Here is a 22,126-nt window from a genome sequence, read left to right as displayed (position 1 = left end):
ATCAGCACTGGTAACCCGTCTCGGGGTGCCGGTCGCAACCTCCGCTTATCCTCTTGCGCTGCCATACACGACGAGGAAGGGCCAGCCCATGGCACAGGCCACATACGAGGGCACTGCGCTCGTGCCGCTCGACCAGCAGGAAGGGCACCACCCATGACGACCGATCAGGCAACCTACGCCCGTACCGCCCTCGTCCCCCTGGACCAGCTCACCCCGTACCCCGGCAACGCCAAGAGAGGCGACGTCGACACGATCCTCTCCAGCCTCCGCCAGAACGGGCAGTACCGCTCTCTCGTCGTCCGGGAGATCGAGCACGGGCCGCTCGTCGTCCTCGCGGGCAACCACACCATGCAGGCCTTCGGTGCCCACGGGCCCGGCGACTGCGGGGTCAAGGTCAAGGCCGGGCGCGGGGTACGGCCCTGCGGGATCTGCCAGAACGACCCGGCATGGGAGCCGACCCCGCGCTGCGAGGTCGTCCGGTGCGACGAGGACACCGCCCGCCGGGTGAATATCGTGGACAACAGGGCGTCCGATCTTGGGACTTACGACTACGAGGCGCTGTCCGAACTCCTCGCCGGCCTGGACGACCTGGACGGCACCGGCTACACCCCCCGGGACGTCGAGGACATCACCGCGCTGCTCACCGCCCCGCCGGATGAGGTCCAGGACCTGGCCGACCACCACGGCGAACCCAACGAAGACATCTTCCGCCCCAAGATCAGCATGTCCGTGGACGCGGAGACCTTCGACCGGTGGCGCGTGGCCCTGGACGCCCACCCGGGCAAGGACGACGAGGCCAAGCTCCTCGGCCTGCTGGACGAGATCGAGCGCACCCGGGCCACCACGGAGGCCACGGCGTGAGCGTCCACCTCGGCGGCCGGGGCGAGCCGTTCAAGGCATTGTGCTCGTACGCGTTCTGGCGCCCGACGAACATGCGCGACTTCGTCGGGAAGCTGGCCACCCCGGACACCATGATCTTCGGCGACTCCGGGGCCCACACCGCCCGCACCATGGGCCTCCACCTGACCCTGGAGGAGTACGCCGCCTGGTGCCAAAAGTGGGACCGCCAACTCACCCTGTACGCCAACCTGGACGTCATCGGCGGACCCGAGGCCACGTGGCGCAACCAGAAGGAACTGGAGGACCACGGCCTGGAGCCCATCCCCGTCTTCCACACCGGCGACCCGTGGGAGTGGCTGGAACGCTACCTGGACGAGGGCTACACATACATTGCCCTCGGCAAGCTCCTCGGCAACCCCGTCAAGGACGTCCTGCCCTGGGTCGCCAAGGCCTTCCGCCTCGCTGGAGACCGCGCGGTCTTCCACGGGTTCGGCATGACCGTGTGGCGAGCACTCCGGGAGTTCCCGTTCTACAGCGTGGACTCCTCCACCTGGACGTCTGGCTACCGCTTCGGCGTCGTCAAACTCTTCGACACCACCACCGGCACCTGGACCGACATCAAAATGCGCGACCGGGCTGCACTGCTCAAGCACCGGGACCTCGTCCGCGCGCACCACATCAGCCCGCTGTCCCTCGCCTCCCGGGCCACCTACAACCGCACTGACGCCACCGTGCTGGCCGCCGTCGCCTGGCGTCGAGCGGAGGAGTACATCCGCGCCCGTCACGGCCCCATCACCATCCCGCCCGGCCGGCACAACCCTGTCACCCGGGGCGGGCCCCGTACTGCGACCCCCGGCCTCCACCTGTACCTCGCGGAGGCCACCACCACCAACCTCTACCGCGCCGCAGCGGGCATCCAGGCCGCCCGGCAGGAAGCGAGCACCCCGTGACCGAGACCTACCCGGAGACCGTCCCCGTCCCCGCCGCCCTGCTGCGCACCGTGGACGTCGGCCCGTTCGGTATCTACTTCACCAACGTCAACCGGGCCATGGGACTGCGCGCCCACTCCCACACCGGGGCCGTCACCGTGGTGTACGACACCGTCGGCCGCCACGGCTACCCCTCGTTCGCGGAGACCAACGCCGCGCTGGAGGCCCGGATCCACGAGCTCACCCGCAAGGTCTTCAAGGACGCCACCAACGAGGACATCGCCGACCGCCTGTTCGCGCACCTGGACGGCTACGTGGCCCCCGAGTGGGAGCCCTGGGGCGGGGAGTACCGCCTGCGCGCCGTCCACCTGGACGTCATCGGCGTCCACGACGACATCGGTCACGACAACTCCACCACCCGCTACACCGTCGCCCGCCCGCACACCCTCCTGGGAGCCCACTGATGCCGCACGCCGTGACGGTCCGCCACAACTTCGAAGCCGGGCACCGGCTCCCGCACCTGCCCGGGAAGTGCCAGTCCCTCCACGGCCACTCCTGGTGGGCCGAGGTCACCGTCGAGGCCCCCGACCTCGCCGACGGGCTCGTCGTGGAGTTCGGCCCCTTCAAGAAGCAGCTCCGCCGCTGGATCGACACCCACCTCGACCACGGGCTCATGCTCGGCCCGAAGGACGAGCTGCTGCCGCTGCTCTCCCAGTACGGCAAGGTCCACGGCGTCCCCGGCTGGCCCACCGTCGAGAACGTCGCCGCCCTCATCGCCCGCGTCGCCAGCGACGCCCTGTTCGACCTCGTGCACGCCCCCGGCGCCCGGGTCACCCGCGTCAGCGTTTCCGAGACCCACGTCAACGCCGCCACCTGGACCGCCGCATGAGCACCATCACCGTGGACCTAGCCCACACCCTCGTCGTCCGAGAGACGTTCGGACCAACCGTTCAAGGCGAAGGGCCGTCGACCGGGCGCCGCTGCGGCTTCATCCGCCTCGGCGGCTGCAACCTCTCTTGCCACTGGTGTACGGTCGCGGGCACGATGATCTTGCGGCCTGACTTCACCTGGACCCCCGTTGAGCTGCTAGAAGTGGGGGACGTGGTGCTCGGTCGCACCACCCCCGGGAACGGCAAGCACGGAGCCCTCGCGGAGTCCACCGTCACCCACGTAGCGCGCCGCCAGGCACCCCTCGTTCGCGTCAATGGTGGTCTCGTGTGCTCCGCCGACACCCGTGCCTGGACGTCCAAGAACTCATCTGTGCGGTCCGGCTGGAGGGAGTTCTCCCGCAGCCAGGGATTGAACTGCACCTTCCTCGCCGATCCCGTGAAACGCGACCAGGCCGATTACGAGCGCGGCTACATCGCGGGCATGGCAGACGGAGACGGCTCCTTCTGGACCCTCCGGCAAAAAGCCAAGGACCGGACCTACCGGCGGTTCCGCCTCGCACTGAACGACCAGACGATGCTGGACCGCGTCCGTGAGTACGCCGCTCGGGCCGGATACACCCTGCGCCCCGGTGTCCACACGCGTACCGGCTTCAAGGGCCCTGGGACTCAGGCGTGCTTGTGGCTCACCAACCACAAGGAGGCGGAGCGCCTGGAGGCGTGGGTCGAGGAAGACGTCGACAGCGAGTCCTGGTCATGGGGGTACCTCGCAGGGATCTTCGACGCCGAAGGCAGCCTGTCCCAGACCAGCATCATCCGTATCTCGCAGTACCCCACCAGCGACGACGGGCGCCGGGTCTACGAGCGCGCCTACAACGCCGCCGTACGCCTCGGGTTCGGCGTCGCCCGGGAGCCCAAGGGAATCCGCCTGCGCACCGCTGGCGGGGAGATGTGGCGGTTCTTCAGCGGCGCGACCCCGGCCAAAGCCCATGCCCTGGCCAAGGGCATCGGCCGGGCCCCGAACAACGCCCGAGAGGTCATCTCTGTCGAGGACGCCGGAGAGGGCGAGGTGATCGCGCTCACCACCAGCACCGGCAACTACATCGCCGAGGGGTGGCTCGTCCACAACTGCGATACCCCGGAGACGTGGGACGCCTCCCGCTTCGACCTGCGGGCCACCCTCACCCGCCGGACCGTCGAGGACATCGTCACCCGGGCCATGGAGGGGCTGCCCGGCCTAGTCGTCATCACGGGCGGGGAACCGCTGCTCCACCAGCAGCAGGACGGATGGAACTCCCTCCTCGTCGCCCTGGAAGGCGCCGGCGCCGACATCGAGGTCGAGACGAACGGGACGGTCACCCCGACCCCCTTCACCGCGGCCCGGGTGACCCGCTTCAACTGCTCGCCCAAGCTGGCCCACGCCGGGGACCCGGAGGACAAGCGGATCAACGGGAAGGCCCTCGCGGTCCTGCGCTGGACCGGCCGCGTCGCCTTCAAATTCGTCTGCACCGGCCCCGCCGACCTGGAGGAGGTCGACCGCTTCGTCCGCGACCACAACATCCCGGAACACCTGGTGTGGATCATGCCCGAGGGCACCAGCGCCCCGGACCTCGCCGACAGCCTCCAGCGCCTCGCCGAACCCGCCATCGCAGCGGGCTACAACCTCACCCAACGCCTCCACATCGCCCTGTGGGGAGACGAACGTGGCAGGTGAGACAGCGTGCAGACAGGGGGTAAAGTCACCGTGTGGCAAACAGGCTTCCCCTCCTGCCGCGCCTGTGGGCGCGCACGACCATCGACCCGGAAACGGGCTGCTACCTCTGGACAGGAGGCACCCAGAACGGCCCCGGCAGCTACGGGCAGATCACTTACAACGGGCGCTCCCGTCCCACCCATGCCGCCGCCTGGGAGGAGCTGACGGGCCAGCAGGTACCGAAGGGTGCTCACGTGGACCACGTAGCCGCTCGCGGCTGCCGGTACCGCAACTGCTGGAACGTCGCTCACCTGGAGGTGGTCACCCCCAGGGAGAACACCCTCCGGGGCACGTCGCCGGCAGCGCTCAACGCGAAGAAGACGCACTGCCCCAAGGGGCACGAGTACACCCCGGAGAACACCCGTGTACTGGCGGGCTCGCGCTACTGCCGCGCCTGTGGAAGGGACCGAGCCAACGAAAAGTACCGGCAAAAGCAGGAGGCCGCAGGGAAGACCGTCGGTCCTCGCATGCAGGACAAAACTCACTGTGTCAACGGCCACGAGTTCACCCCGGAAAACACCTGCGGAGACCGAGGGCGACGACGCTGCAGGACATGCAGCAACGAGAAGTCGAGACGTGCGCAACAGAAGCGCCGCGAGCGGCTGAAGCAACAACAGAACTGATCAGGTCTCAGCATCCCTGCTGTGGCCCCCAGAAGGGATGCTGACCATGCGCACTGCGATCACCCCCGTACTGAACGCCCCCGCCGCCCGCCGTAAGACGGTCACCGCCTACCGCAAGGGCGTCCGCTCCTGGCTCATCGGCCGCGGCCTGGACCCGGACAGCCCGGCCCTGGTCGACACCCCGGACCGCGTGCTCCGCGCCCTGGAGGAGATGACCGCCGGCTACGCCGAGGACCCGGCCGAACATCTTGCCCGCGTCTTCCCCGTTGACCACGACGGCGGCCCCATCATGGTCACCGGCGTCCCCTTCACCTCCCTGTGCGAGCACCACATGCTCCCCTTCACCGGGCACGCGGACATCGCCTACCAGCCCCGCCCCGGCGACCCCGTGGCCGGACTGTCCAAGCTCCCGCGTGTCCTGGACGTCTACGCCCGACGCCTCCAGACACAGGAGCAGCTCACCCAGCAGGTCACCACCGCCCTCGACCGCCACCTCTCCCCGCTCGCCTCCGCGTGCGTCATCCGCTCCGAACACGGCTGCCTGGCTCACCGAGGAGCGAGGAAGCCGGGGTCCGTCATGGTCACCGCCTCCTACACCGGCACATGGCGCGACGACCGGGAGGCACGCGCCGAGCTCCACCGCCTCATGAACCGGTAACCACCACCCCGGACCCGGGCGGGCACACCCACACCGTGCCCGCCCCCACCCCGGTAGTTGAAACCGAAACATGGACACATTCCGTGAAACCAGGGAGGCACCCCCTCATGGGCAGCTCACCCGGCCAGCGCCTCACCGCAGCCGAGCGACGCAAGAAGGCCCTCGCCCTCCAGATCGCCGGCCTGGACCTGCGCACCATCGCCGACCAGGTTGGCTACGCGGACGCCTCCGCCGCGAAGAAGGGCATCGACCGGGCCATCGAGGAGAGCATCGCCCGCACCAAAGACGACGTCGACGAACTGCGCCGCCGGGAGGTCATGCGCCTGGACCGCCTCCAGGCGGCTTTCTGGAGCCCTGCCGTGAAGGACCGCGACAAGAAGGCCGCCGACATCGTCCTCAAGTGCATCAACACCCGTGACCGGCTCCAAGGGCTGTCCGCCCCGGTCAAGGTCGAGCACTCCGGGGAGATCACCGAGTACCACATCGTCGGCCTGGACCCGGAGGACCTGGTGTGAAGGCGGAGCCGGAGCCGGAGCGCCTGGTCGTGCAGTTCGAGCCGCGCGGCGCGAACTTGGACCTGCTGAAGTGCCGGGACACGGAGGTCGCGGCCGTCGGCAGGGCCGGGACCGGGAAGACGCTGGCAGCCTGCTGGAAGCTCCACCTCACCGCCATGAAGGTGCCGGAGCTCCAGGCGCTCATGCTGCGCGCCACCCACACAAGCCTCACCGCGACGACCCTGATCACTTTTCAGCGGAAGGTCGCGGCCGCCGCGCTCAAGGACGGCACGGTGCGCTGGTTCGGCGGCTCGGGGAAGGACCCGGCCGCGTTCCGGTACGCCAACGGCTCCACGATCCTCGTCGCGGGCGGCGACCGCCCGGAGAAGTTCCTGTCGGCCGAGCTGGACCGCGTCTTCGTGGACGAGGCGGTCGAGGTCACGCTGGACCTCCACGAAACGCTCATCACCCGGCTCCGGGGCCAGGCGCCCACGTACAAGCAGATCATCCTGGCCACCAACCCGGCCCACCCCCAGCACTGGATCAAGCAGCGCGCCGATGGCGGGCAGATGACCATGCTGACGTCCTCGCACCGGGACAACCCGGCCTACGTGAACCGGGACGGGAGCTACACCCAGGACGGGCAGGAGTACATGGAGAAGCTGGACGCGCTCACCGGGGTCCGGCGGATGCGGCTGCGTGACGGTAGGTGGACGGCCGCGGAGGGCGTCATCTATGAGGAGTACGACGAGACGGTCCACCTGGTCGACCGGTTCGCCGTGCCGGCGGAGTGGCCGCGCTTGTGGACGGTGGACTTCGGTTTCACGAACCCGTTCGTGTGCCAGTGGTGGGCCATCGACCCGGACGGGCGCCTCGTGCTGTACCGCGAGATCTACATGAGCCGCCGGACCGTGGATCAGCACGCCCGGGACATCCTGGATCAGGTGAGCGTGGTCGAGGACGACGGGACACGGGTGTGGACGGAGCCGCGGCCGATCGCCGTGGTGTGCGACCACGACGCCGAAGGGCGAGCCGTCCTGTCCCGGGAACTCGGCCTCACCACCACGGCCGCCCACAAGGCCGTCAAGTCCGGGTTGCAGGCCGGGAAGACCCGACTCAAGGCAGCTGGCGACGGGCGGCCCCGCATGGTGTTCATGCGGGACACCCTGGTGGAGCGGGACGAAGTCCTCGCGGACGCGAAGAGGCCCCTATGCACGGCCGAGGAGATCACCAGCTACGTATGGGCCAAGCCCAAGGAGTCCGCCCTCAGCAAGCCAGAGCCGGAGGAGCCCCTCAAGGTCGACGACCACGGGATGGACGCGATGCGGTACGCGGTCGCGGAGCTGGACCTCGTCGGGCAGACCTCGGTACGGTCCCCGGCCAAGGCCACGGGGCGCAGCAGCACGGCAGCCTCCCGCTACGGGCGCAGCATCGCGAGCGGGGGAGGTGCTGGTCACCCCGGCGGCAGGTAGCAAAGCTGACTGAGGCGGGCACGCCAGTGCCCGCCTCAGTCGGGGGTCGCTACGCAACTCGTGGATGCGCGCGGAGTGTACGGCCCGCGCCGGCAGGCCGCCGCCACGGCCCGTGGGAAACTGCCGCCATGACTCTCCTCGACGGCGAGCAGCTGCTCCGCGAGCACCTGGACCGCAACCCGAACGCGCAGCGCGCGGCGCTCCACGACGCCCAGTACGCGGCGGACGTGCATCGCCTGCGTACGGTCCTTGACCGGCTCGGCCACGCCCTGGCCGCCGAAGGCGTCACCGAGAGCGCGGCCCGGCGGATCGGGGCCCGTCTCGTCACGGACCTCCTCGGCACGGACGAGGCGAACGACCGGATGGGGGAGCGCGCCCGCATGGTGGCCCAGGTGATGGAGACGGGCGTCCTCCGCATCCCGATCCCGCTCACCTGGTGACCGCGTAACTCGACGCGAGAGGGGGGCCGGTGGCCACCGAGTGCGGATCGACCTCGGCGCTTCCCATGGGCACTGGCGTCAAGCCGACCACCGGCCCCCGGCGCAGCAGCCTAGACCCGCTACGCCTCGTCCTCTGGGACCCACACCTCCGCGTCCTTCCACCCCAGCGACTTGTACTCGACCGCCCCGGGGTAGCGCTGCCGCACCAGGTCCATGAGCGACTCCTCCGTCATGGCGAGCGCCTCGTCCGGCCACGTGGCAGACGCCGTGACCGACTGGCCATGAACGGCACCGTCGGCCATGACCGCCTCCGCGAGGAGCACCTTCACCGGAATGGGCTTCATCGGGATGTCGTCTGCGTCCACGGGGCGACGCTAGCAATCCGTGGCACAGACCGTGAGCGGTCCGCCACACTGGGACCGTGAAGCTTCCCCGCGTGGAGTGCCCGAAGTGCAAGCGGCCGACGGCTGTCGCCCCCATGGCCGGATCGCTGACGAAGGGCCACCTATGGCGGCACGACGACCCGGGCGCGCGCCGAGACCCCGACGGCTCCCTCGTGTCCTGTAGCGAGTCGCTCACCACCGTCGACCTGCCCGAGGCCGGCCGGCAGATGGAGCTGGACCTCGACGAGCCGGACACCGAGCCCACCACGGACGAGACGGACGAGACGGACGAGTACGCGTTCGCCCTATTCTGAGTATCGAGCTGCTGCCCTGGACGTCGCGCCCGTGGCCGGAGCTGCTCCTAAGCGCTGACGGGCGAGACTCCGGAGCGTAGCCCGCTGCGCCTCACCGGCGCCGTCCCGCAGACGGAGCGGGCCCCCAGGGGACGTACACCCCGGGGGCCCGAGCCAGGTCCGGCTGCGCTCCGGGCCGGAGGCGCCGATGGATGCAGAGTGGGTCTACCTCTGCGCCGCCCGGACGCTGTATGGGCGTAACCGCCGGCACCTCATGGCGAGGAGGGTACACCCCGCCGAACCTTCGGATTGATCAGATTCGGGGCCTTCGACCCGTAGGGATTGATCAGATTCCGGGTGTCGATCTTGCTATCGACGGCTTGCTCTATAGTGCTCCGCCGACCACCACGAAGATCGTCACCAAGGGGCCGAAATGATCACCGTCTGGGAGCTGGTCCTCCTCGCCTTCGCCGGCTACCGGGGGACGCAGCTCGCTGTCCACGACAGCATCCTCGACCCCGTCCGCGACCGCATCCACGAGTGGCACGAGGCCCGCCCCGAGTCCGGCGCCCGGGAGTTCGTCATCACGCTGATCTCCTGCGTCTACTGCATGGGCTGGTGGATCTCCGGCGCTCTCCTGGCCACGTACCTCCTCGTCACCGGCAGCTGGACCGGCACCCCGCTCCTCGTCCACGGCATCGAGTGGCTCGCCGTCGCAGGGGCCGCCGTGGCCATCAACCGGGTCGATGACACGCTCGGGCGCCTCACGTGACCCGGAAGGACATCACCGCCGCCGCGACGCGGTACGCCACAAGCACGACCAAGAAGCCGGGGTCGGCAGCCCAGTCCGGTACCCAGGGCGACCAGGCGCGCGCCTGGTCCTTCTACCGCACCCCGGAGGTCCGGTCCTTCGCGAACTGGATCGGCAACGCCATGTCGGGGGCGCTGCTCCACGCCGGGCACACCACCAGCGGCACCGACATCGAGCGAGTCCCGGACGACCACCCGGCCGCCCGGATCGTCGCGGAGATCGCGGGGGGCCCTCAGGGGCAGGCCCAGCTCCTGCGCGAGTACGGCCGCCACCTCGCCGTCGCCGGGGAGGCCTGGACCGTCATCCGCCCGCTCCGTGAGCAGCGCACGGAATGGCACGTGGTCTCCGTCCTGGAGATGAGCCGCAAGGGCACCAACCTGGAAGCCACGATCGGCGGGGAGCCGGTCCCCATCCCGGCCACCGACCCCGACAAGGGCGTCCCGGACACGGCCCCGATCGCGATCCGGGTATGGGACCCCAGCCCCGAGAGGCACGTGCTCGCCGACTCCCCGGTCCTGGGGAGCCTCAACGAGCTGGAGGAGCTGCGCCTCCTCAGTGCCGCCGTACGGGCCGTCACCCTCTCCCGCCTCACCGGCCGCGGCGTCCTCGTCGTCCCCAAGGGCGCCCGCTTCCCCACCACCGGCACCAAGGGCGAGGAGGAGGATGACCTGATCGACGTGTTCCTCCAGGTCGCGGAGACCGCGATCCGTGAGCCGGACTCCGCTGCCGCCACCGTCCCGATCATCCTCGAAGTGCCCGCCGAGATGGTCGGCTCCATCCAGCGGCTCACCTTCGAGTCCAATTTCGACGAGCTCGCGATCCAGCTCCGCGCGGAGAACATCAGGAGATTCGCGACCGCCGCCGATATCCCCGCGGAATTCCTCCTCGGCCTCGGCGACGTCAACCACTGGGGACAGTGGGGACTCACCCAGGAGGCTGTGCGCCTCGGGATCGTGCCCCGCCTCGACATCGTCACCCAGGCCTACACCCGGTTCTGGCTGCACCCCCTGCTGGAGAGCGAAGGCATCGCCGACGCCAGCGAGTACGTGGTGGCCGCGGACTCCTCCCCGCTCCGCGTCCGCACCAACCGATCCCAGACCGCCGTCCAGGTTTTCGAGCTTGGCGGGATCAGCGCCCAGGCCCTGCGCCGCGAAACCGGGTTCGACGAGAGCGACGCCCCCACACCTGATGAGATCGCCGCCCGCCGACACAGGCAGTCGCCAGGCGGCGGAACGGAGCTTCCTGTGGATGAGACGAACAGCGACCCCGACACCCTCCCCGCCTCCGCCGCTCCGACGCTGAACGAGGGCCTGGTCGCCGCCGCCGACGGGCTGATCTGGGCGGCCCTCTCCGCCGCCGGGGAGAAGCTACGCCGCACCCCGGCCTGCCCCCGCTCCCGGCGCGCCCAGGCCCGGGAAGTCCAATCCGCCGAACTCCACACCCTCCTGCGGGTGGAGGCCGTCCAGGTCGAGCAGTGGCGCCTCCTCGATGGAGCATGGACCCGCACCCCCGAGGTCGCGAGCCGCTACGGCATGGACCCGGAGTGTCTGGCGGACAGCCTCGACACGTACTGCCGGGAGCTGATCGCCGCCGGCATCCCCCACAGCTACACGGTCGTACCGGCCGCGATCAGCAGCTGCACCGAGGCCGCGGCGTGACCGGCGAGGAGCAGCCGCAGACGATGGTCCCGGCCGCCCGGAGCCTGCCGCCCCCCGCCCTCGTCACTGCGGGAGCGGACTGGCGCGTCGAGTGGTGCACCACGTGCAAGGCCTGGTCGCGGCTCACCGGCTCCGTGCTGCTGCTCACCCCGGACGGTGTCTCGACCGTCGGCACATGGGCCTGGTGCGAGATCTGCGACGACCCTGCCGACCAGGAGGCCCGCCGTGTATGACCCCTCCGCATTCATGAGCGAGTTCATCAGCGAGTTCATGCGCCAGATCCACCGTGACGCCGCGCGCGCCCTCGCCGATCTCCCCGCAGACCAGGACGCGGGCGTCATCGTCACCCCGGTCCTCGTCATCGAGGGCCACGAGAGCGTCGAGCTGGAGCCCATGGCCTTCTACCGCCCGAAGGAGGCCGCCGCCCGTGGCCGCCGCTGAAGAACTGGAGACCAAGCTCGACCAGGCCGAGACCGACGTCGCGAAGATCGTCCTCACGGTCCTCGCGGAGATCGCCGCGGAGTTCGCCGACGACCTCGCGGACGCGACGGAGATCGTGGCCGCCCGGTTCAGCGTGTCCCGGATCGCCGGCATGTGGGCGTCGAGGATGCCCCGGATCGTGCGCCGACTGCTGCGCGTCGCCGAGACCGCCGCCACCGACACGGCCGACACCGTCGAGATGCCGCTCCCGGAGGGCTGGGACGACCTGCCCGGCCGCCATGAGGACGGCCGGGAACTTCCGCCGGGCATCGGGGAGTACGTCCAGGTCACGGAACACCTGCTGCGCGCCGTGGGCGACCGCCTCGCCGACGTCGCCGTACGGGAACTGGCCGCCGGGGTGGAGGCCGAGGAGAGCGTCGACGAGCTCCGTGACCGGCTCCTGGCCGCGTTCCGCCGTGAGGGGGCCCAGCTCGGTACGGCAAGGGAGCAGCGCATCGCGCGTACGGAAGCCGGGCGGGCCTGGAACACCGCGACCCTTGCCGCGGCCCAGGCGCTCACCGGCCCGGACAGGCCGCTCGTCAAGCAGTGGCAGACCCGCCGGGACACCTCTGTGCGCGACGCCCACGACAAGGTGGATGGGCAACTCCGCTTCCTGGACGAGCCGTTCACCGTCGCGGGGGTGGAGATGTCCGCCCCGCTGGACCCGACCGCCCCACCCGCTCTCACGGTCAACTGCCGCTGCATCCTCCGGGTCCAGGCCGCGGACCGGGACGTGGTCGCCACCTGGGAGGGCTTTCCACACCTCACCGGCCGCGATCCCTTCGGATCTCAGACGACCGCCGGGAGCCCGGTTAAGAATCCACGGAAGGAGTCGATCGTGTCCGACCATGTGACGGCTGCGGCCGACGGTAGTCATCTGTCCGGCGCGATGATCGCGCTCATCCCGACCGCCGAGGACGCCGAACGCCTCGCGATCGAGGGCGGCGAGGCCGTCGAGGAGCTGCACCTGACGCTGTACTTCCTCGGCGCAGGGGCCGACTGGTCGGAGGACCAGCGCACCGAGCTGATCGACAACGTCCGCACGAAGGTCCAGGAGCACGGCCTCGCGGACGACCTGGTCTACGGCCGGGCTTTCGGCGCGAACCACTGGAACGCCGGCAGCGATGAACCGTCCTGGGTCTGGTCCGTCGGCGACGACCGCGACCGCCCCGACGACGCCCCGACCCTCCAGTCCGCTCACTGGGCAGCCACGTACGCCCTGGAGGACCGGCACGGCCCGGACATCCCCGCCCAGCACACCCCATGGGCCGCGCACGTCTGCGCCGCGTACTCCGACGACCCCGGCCTGCTGCCCGAGCTGGAGGCCCGGCTCGGCCCCGTCACCTTCGACCGGATCCGCGTGGCCTTCGCCGGCGAGCACACCGACATCCCCCTCGGCCCCCAGGAGGAGCCCATGGAACCCGACACCGACACCACGGCGGACGGTATGCCGATCCGCAGCTGGTCCAACCCCGACGACACCGCTCTGGCCTTCGAGAACGAGGAGACCGGCGACGGCCGCCTCTTCGTGGCCGGCTCCGTGTACTGGGAGGACACCAGCATGCCGCTCCAGTACGCCGACGAGATGCTGATGGGCCACCAGGGCGCCGAACTGGTCGGGGCCATCGAGACGGCAAGCCGGGACAGCAACCGCATCACCGGCTCCGGCGTGCTCTACACCAGCCGCCCGGCCGGCAAGGACGTCGAGAGTCTCCTGGAGGAAGAGGCCCCGCTCGGGGTGTCCGTCGACCTGGACGACGTCGACGTCGAGTTCGTCACCAGCCCGGCCCCGGAAGGCGAGGGGGAGGACTTCGCGGTCATGACCGCGTCCCTGCCGGCCGCGAGCGTCATGCAGCTCCCGGACGGAGCATGGAGGATCAACGCGTCCACGGTCGGGCGGTGGACGGCGTCCGGCACCACCATGTCCCAGGCCCGGCACTCCGTACAGCTCATCACCGGCCCCGGAGGCCGGGTATCGGCTGCGGCAGCTGAGCAGGCCTTCGGCCTCGTGGGCGGCCTCCGGAACACGGGCAAGCGCGATGGGGTGAAGGCCGCGGCCGGGGACCCGGACGACCCGGACGGCATCGTCATCCACTCCGAGCGCGCCGGGGACTTCATCATGCGGATCACCCGGGCCCGGCTGCGCGGCGCGACGCTCGTCGCCATGCCCGCCTACAGCCGCGCCCGGATCGTCCTGGACCCCGTCGAGGACGAGGACGCCGACCGCGCAGCCTCCATGCGACAGGTGGCCGCCCTCATCGCCTCCTCACCGGGCGATGACCACTGGCGGGTCGTCGGGTACGTCTCCTCCTCCCCGGCCGCCGTCAGCGTCCGCGAAGTGGCCCGCGCGCTCGGCATCACGATGCAGACCGCGCGCGGCCACCTCACCCGGGCCGCCGAAGCCGGGCGCCTGGTCCACCTCGGGGACGGCCTGTACGTCGGCGTCTCCTCCCTCCCCGAAGGGGCTGAGGCCACGGCTGCCGCCCTCCCGGCAGAGGACGAGGACCAGGGACTCCAGGAGCTTGTGGCGTCGGCCTGGGCCGCGATGCAGGACCTGCCGCCCATGCCCGCCGCCTGGTTCAAGGAGCCGACCGCCGAGGAGCTGCCGCCCGGCTCCGGCGGCGTCCACTACGCCAAGGGCCGCGTCTACGGGTGGGTAGCTCAGCGCGGGGTGCCGCACGCCGGCTACCCCGGGAAGAACCTCACGATCGAGTCCCTGGGAGACCTGGACTTCAGCCACTTCCTGCGGCAGCGGTTCGTCCTGGATGACGGGACGTACGTCAAGGTCGGCGCCTTCACCATGGGGGTAGGCCACCACCGCGACGGCGCCCAGTGCGAAACGGCCGCCTGCCAGTTCGACGACTCCGGCACCGTCGGCGCCATCGTCACGGTGGGCATGAACGACGGCGGGCTGTGGTTCTCCGGAGCCTCGGCCCCGTGGCTCTCGGAATGGGACGCCCTCACGTTCCAGACGTGCCAGCCCAGTTACCACCTGCGGCAGGGGCCCGGCGGACGGTACGAACTGCGGGCAGTCCTGTCCGTACCTGTCCCCGGCCACTCCTCGCCGCTCCTGGCGTCCGTCGTGGAGCGCTCCAACCTCGCCCTGGCCGCGTCCGCCGCCCGGCAGGACACCCTGCCCGGACACCTGGACACCGCGTCCGCGCACGCGTCCGCCCCGGTATCCGGACGTCTGGTGTCCACCCCGGCTGACCTGCCCGGACAGCGCCCGGACACCGTGTCCGCGACGAGCCCGGACACCGCCGGACAGGGGGAGCTGGTCGAAGCCGTCGCCGCGCTGCTCACCAGCCCCGCGTTCCTGGACCGGTTCGCCGGGGCCATGGAGCGCAGGGAGGCCGAGCACGCCGCGAACCGGGCCGAGGTGGAGCGCCTGGCCGCGTCCCTCGCCCCGGCCCGTCAGGAAGTCGCCGCCGGACTCGCCGGCACCGTCGAGAAGGGAGCGGCCTAATGGCATGCTCGTGCCAGAAGAACCGCAAGCAGTACGAAGTCGTCACCGAGGCCGGGAAAGTCGTCTTCACCGGGGCGTCAAAGCCGACAGCTGACAACGTGTCCCGGCGGTACCCGGGCAGCGTGGTCAGGGAGAAGCCCAAGGCCGCTAAGGTCGGGTAGCTCCCAGACGCGACGAGAAGGAGGAGCCGGACACATGGCCTGCAACTGCTCTCACGAGACCCGCACCACCCCGCCGCAGCCCTCCGGCACGCGGTATGAGGTGCTCTCCGGCGGGCGGGTCGTGTTCCGGTCCCCTGATTCCGACCAGGCAGAGACGGTGGCCGCCCGCTGGCCGGGCGGTACCGTCCGGCCGGTCGACGACAGCACCCCGTACACCGACACGTAACCCCCCGCTTGACAGCCCCCTGCCCGACAGGGCAGGGGGTTAAGATCGCACCAGCAGACGACTGATGGTTCTGGGCCTGGCGTCTCCAGCGTTTTTGGAGCCCCGCCCGTGGACCCCTTCGAGCTCCCCGCGGACATTACCGCCCTCAACGACGACGACCTGGCCGCCCTCCTGGACGGCGCCGTCCAGGCATTCGATGCCCGCTCCTCCAGCAGCACCGTCACGAGCGATGACCTGGCCCAGCTCCGGCAGCTCGCGACCGCCGTCGACGCCATCCGCCAGGAGCAGGCCAGCCGCGAGGAAGCGGCCACGCAGGCCGCCGCCGAGATCGACGCCCTGGCCGCGCAGGTCCGTGGCGGCGAGGAAGAGCCGGAGGCCGCCACCGACGCGGGCGAGGACACCACGGCCGCAGCCGAGGAGCCGGAGCCGGCCGCGGAGCAGCCGGTCACCGCCGCGGCGGTCGTACGCCGCCCGGCCCTGGACCTCTCCCGCGTCCGGAGCCGTCAGCCCCGTGTCCTGCCCCCGGACCCCAACCCCCGCCCCGAGATCACCGCCTCGGTGGACGTCCCCGGCTACCAGCCGGGCCAGCCCCTGGACATGGAGGGCGTCACCGAGGGCATCATCCGCCGCGCCAACGCGCTCAAGACGGCGGGCGGCGGCGTCGGGCTCACTGCCAGCTACCGGCTGCCGTTCGATAACCGGCTGATCGTCAACGACAGCTCGTCCGGTACCGAGGGCACCCGCGCGGTGATCCTGGCCTCGGACCAGTCCCGCCTGGAGGGCGGGGACATCGTCGCGTCCGGCGGCTGGTGCGCCCCGTCCGAGACCGTCTACGAGCTCGCGAACGTGGCGTGCCCGGAAATGCTCTGGGACGCCCCCGAGATCCAGCTCGCCCGAGGCGGGCTCCGGTACTTCCCGATCCCATCCCTCGACGTCGCCAGCATGACGTTCGTGCACACCGAGGCCGACGACATCGCCGGCACCGAGAAGCCCTGCTACACCATCCCCTGCCCGGAGCCGCTCGAAGTCCGCTGCGACGCCGTCGGCGTCTGCCTGGAGTCCGGGATCCTCACCCAGCGCCATTTCCCGGAGCTGGTCGCCTGGTACCAGTCCGCCGTCATGGTGGCCCACGAACTCCGCATCCGGCAGCACCTGTTCGAGCAGGCCGTGGCCCAGGCCACCCCGGTCACCCTCCCCGCGACCTTCGGCGCCCTGTCCGCCGTCTACGCGGCTATCGCCCTCCAGTCCTCCGACATGGTCGAGCGGCACTCCCTCTGCGACAGCATCAACATCGAAGTCGTACTCCCCTGGTGGAGCCGCGCCCTCATGCTCACCGACCTGGCCCGCCAGACCAACCGCTCCCTGGACGAGGTCAACGTGGCGCAGCTCGTCCGCCTCTTCGCGACGCTCGGCGTCGGTATCCAGTGGGCACGCGGGCTCGGCCCGGCCGTCCCCGCCGACATCGGCGGCACCGACCCCGCCACCGCCTGGCCCGCCCAGATCGACATGCTCATGTACATCGCCGGGTCCCTCCAGATCGGCCGCGGTGGCGAAATCTCGCTGGGCGTCGTCCACGACTCGACGAAGTTTTCGACGAACGACTACACCGCGATCTTCAGCGAGGAGTGCGTGGCCCTGATCAACCGGGGCCCGGACCTCCGCCTGATCACCATTCCGGTCTGCCCGTCCGGAGCCACCGGAGCACAGACCGAACTCGCCTGCCCCGCGGCCTGAACCGCCCCAACTACAACCGCAGTTGAGGAGGTGGGTGCATGCCGCCCGCAGGCATGGGACGACGCGTCGAGGCCATCCCCGGGGTACCACTGCCCTACGGGATCCTGGGCGGCTGCACCACCATCCTGGACGTCACCGACCCGCACGAGCTGCTCGGTGTGGAGTGGCAGGCCCTCGGGTGCTGCCCCGTCCACGACACCGACTGGTGCAGCGACGAGTCACCCGGGGAAGGCTCCTCCCCGCCCAAGGAGTTCTGCCGACCGACGTACGAGGACGCCCAGCCCGTCACGGTGTACGCCGGGATGGAGTGCTCCACGATCGGCTGGTCCTACCAGGAGGCCATCGAGCACGCACGGGCCACGATGGAACTCGGCGAGCAGCGGGCCGTGGAAGAGGCTTTCTGGCGGGACACCCTGTCCGCCCAGGCCGTCGACCTCACCCCGGCCGCCGGACCCGTCGGCATCGCCCAGGGCGTCGCCGCCCTGGAAGGGTGCCTGGCGGAGTCCTACGGCGGTGTCGGCGTCCTTCACGTCCCGGCCGGAGCAGCGGCCCTCCTGGGCTGCTGCAACGTCCTCACGCGGGTGGGCGATTCGCTGGAGACCCTCGTCGGGAACTGCGCGGTCATCGGGGCCGGCTACAGCGCGCTGAACACCGGGCCCGGCGGCATCCCCGCCGACCCGGGCACCGCGTGGCTGTACATCTCCGGCCCGCTCCAGGTCCGCCGCGGCCCCATCGACATGATCCCGGACGGCCCCGGGGCGTCCGTCGACTACCGATACAACGACAGGCGGGTACTCGCCGAACGCACCTACGTGGTGAGCACCACGTGCACGGTGTGCGCAGTGGCGGTGACGACGTGTCCCTGACCAGTTTCATCGGCGTCAAGCCACGCCCAACGTTTCCCGGAAGCCAGCGTCGAGATGTAGCTGGCCCGTACGCCGAATTCATCTGCAAGCGCTCGCGCGCTGCCCAGGTGCGGATGCCGAGCGCCCTTGACGTACCGCTGCCGGATCAGCCGAACTTCATCCCTTGTCAGCTTCGAACGCCACGAGAGCTCGCCTCGGTTGGCTTTGGTGCCACGACCCGCCTCGGCCATGTCGAGCATGTTCCTGGCTGCGTCGCCAAGGTAGAGGTGCCGGATGCTGATGCACCCGTCTTCGCCTCGATGACAGGTGTGCAGCACGTAGGTATCGCCCGGGTCTCCGTGTGCAAGCCTCCACACAGCTCGGGCGGCGTTTACCTGCTCACCCTGGTAGTTGATGGTCCAGCGGTATGCGTACCCGCTGAGGACCAGGCACTCGTCACCTGTGGCATGGGCCGCCGTACGCAGCTCGGCCATCAGCTCACCGTTGCTACGCACGTACGGCCGGGCGTCGGGAGCGCCATGCGTCCGGGACCACTTCCAACAGTTGACGCACCAACCAGGCGCGTAGCGGGCTGTGCGCGTGCAGAGCTTCCCGTTGGCGAATGTGACTCTGCAGGTCGAGGACGTCACGCGTCCGTACGGCGTGCGGCCTGCCGGGTCGGAACCGCCGTTGCGGTGCGACCAGGCGGCACAGGGGCTGCACCAGCCGGTGGCGTACTTCCGGCGGCGGGCGCATGGGGTGCCGTCGGCAAACACCACGACACACGTAGCCTGGGTCATGTCGACTCCTTCGCAGTCGGCCATGCCCCCGGACGGTTGCACCCGTCGCGGGGGTCTTTGTGCCCTCACTCTACCGACGAAATGCCTGTTCAGGACCGGTTTCGGAGGGCTTGCCCGTGAGTAGAGACATGATCCAGATCCGTCCCACCGCCGGCCAGCGCCGGGACTTCGCCCGCTGGGCGGTCGCACAGACCCCGAAGGTGCGCACCGTCACCACCCACGACTTCGCCGTCCCTTCGCCTCTTTTCGCGGACATGCCGGAGGAGCTGCTCGTCGGCGCGCTCGTGGAAGGACGCCGGTACGTCTCCCCGGAGGAGGACGCCCGTACCGGGACGCCGCCGCCCGGGGATCTCCTTGGCGTCAGCAACCCGAACCCGGGTGCCCAGCTCCTCGAGTGCGGTCTCTGCTACGAGGAGGACGGGGAAGAGGTCCACCCTCACCCGGAGTGCCCGCTCGGCACTGCCCCGGCCCTCGTCGAGGCCGCTATGACCGCTGCTCTCACGGCGGTGGAGCTTGCGGCCCTCAACACAGCTCAGGGGCCCATGAGGGAGGCGGTACGGGGCGATGTCCTCCCGGAGGTCCCCGCAGCCTCGTACGCCCCGGACAGCGTCGCCCTGGAGCCCGCCACGGGCGAGGGCGGAGACTCAAGCGGCCTCGCTGCGGATGGCCCCCCGTACGCGTGCGGTCTCTGCCCACGGGACTTCCCGACGAAGCGCGGCCGGGACATGCACCGGAGCCAGAAGCACCCGGAGGCGCCGGATGCCGGTTGAGCCCATCCCTTGTGCGCCGGGCGGTGGCGGGGGCAGCGATCCGGGCCCGTCCTGCTGCGCCCCCTCCATCACCTCCGTGCCCCTGTGTCAGGAGGACGGCACCCCGCTACTCCTGGTCCTCCGCTCCGCCTGCGCGTGCGACGGAGCAGATCCCGGTGACCCGGAGGTCGCCGGGTGGATCGACCCGGCCACCGGCTCCTACACGGCAGGTCCGGCTCCGGCCGGTGCCGGGCCGTGTCCGTCGAGCGACTGCGCGTCCGTCTCCGTCCTGCGCCTGTGCGACAACACCGGCGACGACTGCGTGCCGTTCCTGCGGCACCTCGTCCACGACTGCGACGGCGCGGTCACGGCCTCCACGGACACCGGCACGGACGGCACGAGCCCGTACACCCCGGCCGGGGAGGCCATCGACTGCGGGGACTGCCCGTGCGACGATCCGACGAAGGCCGTCCCCCTCTGCGACTACCAGCCGGACGGGAGCAGCGCCCAGTTCCTCCGGTTCCTCACGTACGACTGCGAGACCGGGCAGGTCACCGACCAGTTCGACACCGAGCTGGACGCGGTCACCCCGTACACCCCGGTCGGTGAGGTCGGCGAGTGCGGGCAGTGCCGCCCGGTCCCGATGTGCCCGCAGCTCCTCGGCTACAGCGGCCCGGACACCTGGGTCATGCCGGAGGGTACGGAGTCCTTGGCCGTCACCGTGGTGTGCGGGCCGGTGACGGTGACCGACTGCGCGGGCAACGTCACGGTGATCAGCGAATGCGGCGCGGCGTTCAACTGGTCGTCACCGGCGGGGAGTTGTGCCCCGGGCTCCCTGTGCGGCCCGTTCACGGTCGACCTCCCCGAAGGGGCCGCCGTCTACATCAACCTCCTGGCCCCCTGCGACGTCGGAGATGTGTCGTGAACTGTGACTGCTGCCCCCCGGTCATCTTCAGTAACGGCGGTGAGCCCCCCTGTATCTCAACCGACCCGGACAACGCGCTTACCCAGGGCAGTGACGGGTGCCTGTTTTCGCCGCGGCCGTGCACGGCGAGCACCGTGCAGCTCTGTGACGTCTCCCTCGGTGACCCGGCCGGCGAGCCCACGGCCACCGATACGGACCCCGCGCCCTGGTACAACTTCGCCGGGCAGGCGCCCCTGCCTGGTGGCGGACAGTCTCTGTGGGACGGCGGCACCCTCACGTTCCCCGCCGACACCGCCGGCACTGGGGGCACCGACAAGACGCATCGCGCGGTCGCTGCGCTCCTCACCGCCCCACTTCCGGTCTGTGACAACGGGCAGGTCACTGTCACCGCGTCCGTCGACGTCGAGAACCTTGGGCCGTCTAAGGGCTTCATCACCGACGGGTACCTGAAACTCGGGCTGGCGGACGGCATGATCCTCGCCGTGACCGCCTCCCAGGAGACCCCCGCCGGTGCGGTCCGCACCCTCACCGTCACGGCGGCTATCGACAGTGCCCTCCTGGCCGCCGGGCAGGGGGCCGTCTACCTGGACCGTGAGACGTACGACGAGGGCTCACAGAAGACGTGGGAGGCCCGAAACTTCACCTGGGCCGTGCTGGACGCGCCGGACCCGGCGGACTGTGTCGTCCCGTTCCTCCGCACGGTGATCACGGACTGTGCAACCGGCACCGTCCTGTCGACCGTCGACACCGACCTCGACGGCAACCCCTACACCGTCCAGGGCACCGCCGGCCCGTGTGACACCGGCAGCGCTCTCACCCTGGACCCCGACCCCTGTAACGCGGCCCAGACGACGGACGGCGGTCTGCTCGTCCCCCGTGCCGTGCTCGAAGGGGTCGGCTCCGGCGGGGCGGCGGGCCCGGAGCGGTCCGTGGACATCGACGTCACCGAGACACCCGGCTGCCCGGACACCTGGGCCGTCGGGGCACGCCTGGCCATGGTGTCCGATTTCGTGAACGCGGAGGGCCAGCACCAGAACCTCCTGGCCCAGGTCGGGCAGGACGTCCCCGTACCCGCGTCGGACATCGTCCTGCCGGAGGCCGGGGTCTACCACGTCGACGCTGACGTGCGGTACGCGCTCGGCACCGAGACGGGCGGTAGCGGCTACCTCCTCGGATGGCTCCAGGACGAGACGACCGGCCAGCTCCTCACCAGCTTCACCCAGCTCGCCGCGATCAACTCCCCGGCCGGGCAGGAGCACCAGGGCGGGACGGCTCACCTCATGACGGAGTACGCCGCCTCCACCGGTCCTCGGACCGTGCGCCTGCACCTCATGGCCGTCGAGACCGGCGGCACCCTCTCAGCCGCCGAAGCCGGCGGGTCCGACAGCAACGGTGCGACGCGAGTGCGCCTTCTGAAGATCCGCGACTGAGCCGCGCCCGCCACCTCTTCTACTGCTGGCCTGACCGAGAGCGAGACGACATGCCTGCCGGAGGCAGCA

General features: G+C 70.5%; 24 protein-coding genes and 1 pseudogene. 23 read left to right on the top strand and 2 right to left on the bottom strand.

The window, feature by feature from the left end; translation table 11 throughout:
* Window positions 1-153 precede the first annotated feature (153 nt).
* The 11 genes and pseudogenes from AB0917_RS06445 (at window position 154) to AB0917_RS06395 (ending at window position 8,096) form a co-directional block, all read left to right on the top strand.
* Window positions 154-861, top strand: coding sequence for a hypothetical protein (locus AB0917_RS06445; RefSeq protein WP_366818337.1), 708 nt, complete (start codon window positions 154-156; stop codon window positions 859-861).
* Window positions 858-1,790: a hypothetical protein gene (locus AB0917_RS06440; RefSeq protein WP_366818336.1), complete on the top strand. Its 933-nt coding sequence runs from the start codon at window positions 858-860 to the stop codon at window positions 1,788-1,790. Before AB0917_RS06445 ends, AB0917_RS06440 begins: the two co-directional genes overlap by 4 nt.
* Window positions 1,787-2,233: a hypothetical protein gene (locus AB0917_RS06435; protein ID WP_366818335.1), complete on the top strand. Its 447-nt coding sequence runs from the start codon at window positions 1,787-1,789 to the stop codon at window positions 2,231-2,233. Before AB0917_RS06440 ends, AB0917_RS06435 begins: the two co-directional genes overlap by 4 nt.
* Window positions 2,233-2,658: a 6-carboxytetrahydropterin synthase gene (locus AB0917_RS06430; protein WP_366818334.1), complete on the top strand. Its 426-nt coding sequence runs from the start codon at window positions 2,233-2,235 to the stop codon at window positions 2,656-2,658. Before AB0917_RS06435 ends, AB0917_RS06430 begins: the two co-directional genes overlap by 1 nt.
* Window positions 2,655-2,798, top strand: a pseudogene (locus AB0917_RS06425) (7-carboxy-7-deazaguanine synthase QueE); the annotation flags it as partial. The gene AB0917_RS06430 and the pseudogene AB0917_RS06425, both read left to right, overlap by 4 nt.
* A 15-nt stretch (window positions 2,799-2,813) precedes the next feature.
* Window positions 2,814-4,370, top strand: coding sequence for a hypothetical protein (locus AB0917_RS06420; RefSeq protein ID WP_366818346.1), 1,557 nt, complete (start codon window positions 2,814-2,816; stop codon window positions 4,368-4,370).
* Window positions 4,371-4,402: 32 nt separating this feature from the next.
* The gene (locus tag AB0917_RS06415) at window positions 4,403-5,032 is read left to right on the top strand and encodes an HNH endonuclease (protein WP_366818333.1); all 630 of its coding nucleotides are present in this window, start codon (window positions 4,403-4,405) and stop codon (window positions 5,030-5,032) included.
* 46 nt (window positions 5,033-5,078) lie between these two features.
* On the top strand, window positions 5,079-5,690 hold the full coding sequence (folE, locus tag AB0917_RS06410; protein WP_366818332.1) for a GTP cyclohydrolase I: 612 nt from the start codon (window positions 5,079-5,081) through the stop codon (window positions 5,688-5,690).
* Window positions 5,691-5,797: 107 nt separating this feature from the next.
* Window positions 5,798-6,205 carry a hypothetical protein gene (locus AB0917_RS06405; protein WP_366818331.1) on the top strand — a complete coding sequence of 136 codons (408 nt, stop codon included), beginning with the start codon at window positions 5,798-5,800 and terminating at the stop codon, window positions 6,203-6,205.
* Entirely contained in the window at window positions 6,202-7,656 is a 1,455-nt protein-coding gene (locus AB0917_RS06400) for a phage terminase large subunit (protein WP_366818330.1), read from the top strand. Before AB0917_RS06405 ends, AB0917_RS06400 begins: the two co-directional genes overlap by 4 nt.
* 128 nt (window positions 7,657-7,784) lie before the next feature.
* Window positions 7,785-8,096: a hypothetical protein gene (locus AB0917_RS06395; protein WP_366818329.1), complete on the top strand. Its 312-nt coding sequence runs from the start codon at window positions 7,785-7,787 to the stop codon at window positions 8,094-8,096.
* Between the two features lie 119 nt (window positions 8,097-8,215).
* On the opposite strand, the gene AB0917_RS06390 is transcribed toward AB0917_RS06395, so the two are convergent.
* Entirely contained in the window at window positions 8,216-8,461 is a 246-nt protein-coding gene (locus AB0917_RS06390; RefSeq protein ID WP_366818328.1) for a hypothetical protein, read from the bottom strand.
* 56 nt (window positions 8,462-8,517) lie between these two features.
* On the opposite strand from AB0917_RS06390, the gene AB0917_RS06385 reads away from it, so the two are divergent.
* The 9 genes from AB0917_RS06385 (at window position 8,518) to AB0917_RS06345 (ending at window position 18,174) form a co-directional block, all read left to right on the top strand.
* Entirely contained in the window at window positions 8,518-8,793 is a 276-nt protein-coding gene (locus AB0917_RS06385; protein WP_366818327.1) for a hypothetical protein, read from the top strand.
* Window positions 8,794-9,205: 412 nt separating this feature from the next.
* Window positions 9,206-9,544 (top strand): DUF1360 domain-containing protein, encoded by a 339-nt coding sequence (locus AB0917_RS06380; RefSeq protein WP_366818326.1) that lies wholly within the window; start codon window positions 9,206-9,208, stop codon window positions 9,542-9,544.
* Window positions 9,541-11,241 (top strand): hypothetical protein, encoded by a 1,701-nt coding sequence (locus tag AB0917_RS06375; protein WP_366818325.1) that lies wholly within the window; start codon window positions 9,541-9,543, stop codon window positions 11,239-11,241. The genes AB0917_RS06380 and AB0917_RS06375 overlap by 4 nt, the downstream gene beginning before the upstream one ends.
* A complete protein-coding gene (locus tag AB0917_RS06370) occupies window positions 11,238-11,474 on the top strand; it encodes a hypothetical protein (protein ID WP_366818324.1) in 237 nt (78 codons plus the stop codon). Before AB0917_RS06375 ends, AB0917_RS06370 begins: the two co-directional genes overlap by 4 nt.
* Window positions 11,475-11,487: 13 nt before the next feature.
* The gene (locus tag AB0917_RS06365; protein WP_366818323.1) at window positions 11,488-11,682 is read left to right on the top strand and encodes a hypothetical protein; all 195 of its coding nucleotides are present in this window, start codon (window positions 11,488-11,490) and stop codon (window positions 11,680-11,682) included.
* Window positions 11,669-15,187 carry a phage minor head protein gene (locus tag AB0917_RS06360; RefSeq protein WP_366818322.1) on the top strand — a complete coding sequence of 1,173 codons (3,519 nt, stop codon included), beginning with the start codon at window positions 11,669-11,671 and terminating at the stop codon, window positions 15,185-15,187. The genes AB0917_RS06365 and AB0917_RS06360 overlap by 14 nt, the downstream gene beginning before the upstream one ends.
* A 195-nt stretch (window positions 15,188-15,382) precedes the next feature.
* Complete coding sequence (locus AB0917_RS06355) at window positions 15,383-15,574, top strand: hypothetical protein (RefSeq protein ID WP_366818321.1); 192 nt, start codon at window positions 15,383-15,385, stop codon at window positions 15,572-15,574.
* Window positions 15,575-15,682: 108 nt separating this feature from the next.
* Complete coding sequence (locus AB0917_RS06350; protein ID WP_366818320.1) at window positions 15,683-17,308, top strand: major capsid protein; 1,626 nt, start codon at window positions 15,683-15,685, stop codon at window positions 17,306-17,308.
* A gap of 38 nt (window positions 17,309-17,346) precedes the next feature.
* Window positions 17,347-18,174 (top strand): cupin, encoded by an 828-nt coding sequence (locus AB0917_RS06345; protein WP_366818319.1) that lies wholly within the window; start codon window positions 17,347-17,349, stop codon window positions 18,172-18,174.
* Here AB0917_RS06345 and AB0917_RS06340 read toward each other — a convergent pair.
* Window positions 18,117-18,647: a hypothetical protein gene (locus tag AB0917_RS06340; protein ID WP_366818318.1), complete on the bottom strand. Its 531-nt coding sequence runs from the start codon at window positions 18,645-18,647 to the stop codon at window positions 18,117-18,119. The genes AB0917_RS06345 and AB0917_RS06340 overlap by 58 nt on opposite strands.
* A gap of 434 nt (window positions 18,648-19,081) precedes the next feature.
* Here AB0917_RS06340 and AB0917_RS06335 point away from each other — a divergent pair, with 434 nt between their 5' ends.
* The 3 genes from AB0917_RS06335 to AB0917_RS06325 all read left to right on the top strand — a co-directional run bounded on the left by AB0917_RS06335 (window position 19,082) and on the right by AB0917_RS06325 (window position 22,057).
* Window positions 19,082-19,723, top strand: a complete 642-nt coding sequence (locus AB0917_RS06335; RefSeq protein WP_366818317.1) for a hypothetical protein — start codon at window positions 19,082-19,084, stop codon at window positions 19,721-19,723.
* A 76-nt stretch (window positions 19,724-19,799) separates the two neighbouring features.
* A complete protein-coding gene (locus AB0917_RS06330; RefSeq protein ID WP_366818316.1) occupies window positions 19,800-20,627 on the top strand; it encodes a hypothetical protein in 828 nt (275 codons plus the stop codon).
* Between the two features lie 134 nt (window positions 20,628-20,761).
* On the top strand, window positions 20,762-22,057 hold the full coding sequence (locus AB0917_RS06325) for a hypothetical protein (protein ID WP_366818315.1): 1,296 nt from the start codon (window positions 20,762-20,764) through the stop codon (window positions 22,055-22,057).
* Window positions 22,058-22,126: the final 69 nt, after the last annotated feature.

It is taken from the genome of Streptomyces sp. NPDC007346 (assembly GCF_040703535.1).
Taxonomy (GTDB): domain Bacteria; phylum Actinomycetota; class Actinomycetes; order Streptomycetales; family Streptomycetaceae; genus Streptomyces.
The sequence above is the reverse complement of the archived record's forward strand: the minus strand, read 5'-3'. Positions and strand labels throughout refer to the sequence as shown.

What these genes read in the sequence shown, in the direction of transcription:
- AB0917_RS06445 (WP_366818337.1), top strand. Translation starts at nt 154, where the DNA reads ATGACGACCGATCAGGCAACCTACGCCCGTACCGCCCTCGTCCCCCTG.
- AB0917_RS06430 (WP_366818334.1), top strand. Translation starts at nt 2,233, where the DNA reads ATGCCGCACGCCGTGACGGTCCGCCACAACTTCGAAGCCGGGCACCGG.
- AB0917_RS06420 (WP_366818346.1), top strand. Translation starts at nt 2,814, where the DNA reads ATGATCTTGCGGCCTGACTTCACCTGGACCCCCGTTGAGCTGCTAGAA.
- folE (WP_366818332.1), top strand. Translation starts at nt 5,079, where the DNA reads ATGCGCACTGCGATCACCCCCGTACTGAACGCCCCCGCCGCCCGCCGT.
- AB0917_RS06405 (WP_366818331.1), top strand. Translation starts at nt 5,798, where the DNA reads ATGGGCAGCTCACCCGGCCAGCGCCTCACCGCAGCCGAGCGACGCAAG.
- AB0917_RS06395 (WP_366818329.1), top strand. Translation starts at nt 7,785, where the DNA reads ATGACTCTCCTCGACGGCGAGCAGCTGCTCCGCGAGCACCTGGACCGC.
- AB0917_RS06380 (WP_366818326.1), top strand. Translation starts at nt 9,206, where the DNA reads ATGATCACCGTCTGGGAGCTGGTCCTCCTCGCCTTCGCCGGCTACCGG.
- AB0917_RS06365 (WP_366818323.1), top strand. Translation starts at nt 11,488, where the DNA reads ATGAGCGAGTTCATCAGCGAGTTCATGCGCCAGATCCACCGTGACGCC.
- AB0917_RS06355 (WP_366818321.1), top strand. Translation starts at nt 15,383, where the DNA reads ATGGCCTGCAACTGCTCTCACGAGACCCGCACCACCCCGCCGCAGCCC.
- AB0917_RS06345 (WP_366818319.1), top strand. Translation starts at nt 17,347, where the DNA reads ATGCCGCCCGCAGGCATGGGACGACGCGTCGAGGCCATCCCCGGGGTA.
- AB0917_RS06340 (WP_366818318.1), bottom strand. Translation starts at nt 18,647, where the DNA reads ATGGCCGAGCTGCGTACGGCGGCCCATGCCACAGGTGACGAGTGCCTG.
- AB0917_RS06335 (WP_366818317.1), top strand. Translation starts at nt 19,082, where the DNA reads ATGATCCAGATCCGTCCCACCGCCGGCCAGCGCCGGGACTTCGCCCGC.